Below are 1,062 nucleotides of genomic sequence, written 5' to 3'. Positions count from 1 at the left end.
AGACGCCGGACTGAGCCGATTTCACGTTGGGCGTCCGGCTTCCGGCATCAAGCCTGTTTTTCTTCTCATGGGGCCCACCTGTTCCGGCAAGACGGCGCTGGCTATCGAGGCGGTGCAGTCCCTGCCCATCGAAATCATCAATGTGGACTCGGCGCTGGTCTATCAGGGCTTGAATATCGGTGCGGCGCCAATGCCAGTTCTTCTTCAGTGGGGCGGGCCGCACCGATATTCAAGCCCTGATAGACCAGCGCCGAGTCCACATTGATGATTTCGATGGGCAGGGACTGCACCGCCTCGATAGCCAGCGCCGTCTTGCCGGAACAGGTGGGCCCCATGAGAAGAAAAACAGGCTTGATGCCGGATGCCGGACGCCGGACTGAGCCGATTTCACGTTGGGCGTCCGGCGTCTGGCGTCCGACGTTCATCACTGCCCCCGCATAAACAGGCGATCCAGATCCTTGATGCTCATCTGGGTCCAGGTGGGGCGGCCGTGGTTGCACTGGCCGGAGCGCTCTGTGGCCTCCATGTCGCGCAACAGGGCATTCATTTCCGGGATCGTCAGGCGACGATTGGCGCGCACACTGCCGTGGCAGGCCATGGTGGACAGCAGCTCATCCAGCTTCTGGGCAATACGTTCACTACTGCCTTGCGCCAACAAATCCGACAACACATCGCGAACCATGGATTCGCTGTCACCGTTGCGCAGCAAGGCCGGCACTTCGCGCACCACCAGGGTTTCCGGCCCGGCGCGCTCGACACCGAACCCCAGCCGGGAAAACACCTCCGGCTGCTGCTCGGCAAAATCCGCTTCACGGGACGACACCGCCAGCGACACCGGCACCAGCAATGGCTGGCTGCGCACCTTGTCGTCCGCCCAGCTCTGCTTGAGCCGCTCATAGGTAATCCGTTCGTGGGCGGCATGCATATCCACCACCACCATGCCCTGCTGGTTTTCCGCCAAAATAAAAATGCCGTGCAGCTGCGCCACCGCATAGCCCAGCGGCGGCACGGTTTCGTTGTCGCTGGCCGGCGGCATCACCGACGGCGCTGATTCTCTGACCT

The 1,062-nt window shown here is 62.1% G+C and carries 1 protein-coding gene and 2 pseudogenes; 1 reads left to right on the top strand and 2 read right to left on the bottom strand.

Annotation, left to right across the window (positions count from 1 at the left end; translation table 11 throughout):
* Nucleotides 1-67: 67 nt before the first annotated feature.
* Nucleotides 68-265, top strand: coding sequence for a hypothetical protein (locus A3754_RS28890; protein WP_369817650.1), 198 nt, complete (start codon nt 68-70; stop codon nt 263-265).
* On the opposite strand, the pseudogene A3754_RS28675 reads toward A3754_RS28890, so the two are convergent.
* Both A3754_RS28675 and mutL read right to left on the bottom strand, forming a co-directional pair.
* Nucleotides 177-428 (bottom strand): annotated as a pseudogene (locus A3754_RS28675) (isopentenyl transferase family protein); the annotation flags it as partial. The gene A3754_RS28890 and the pseudogene A3754_RS28675 sit on opposite strands and share 89 nt — an antisense overlap.
* A pseudogene (mutL, locus tag A3754_RS24735) lies at nt 425-1,062 on the bottom strand (DNA mismatch repair protein MutL); the annotation flags it as partial. The pseudogenes A3754_RS28675 and mutL, both read right to left, overlap by 4 nt.

The sequence above is a fragment of the Alcanivorax sp. HI0083 genome (assembly GCF_001635175.1).
This window is presented reverse-complemented; position numbering and strand designations above follow the sequence as displayed.

Coding starts and splice junctions, on each gene's coding strand:
- A3754_RS28890 (WP_369817650.1), top strand. CDS start 68: ATGGGGCCCACCTGTTCCGGCAAGACGGCGCTGGCTATCGAGGCGGTG.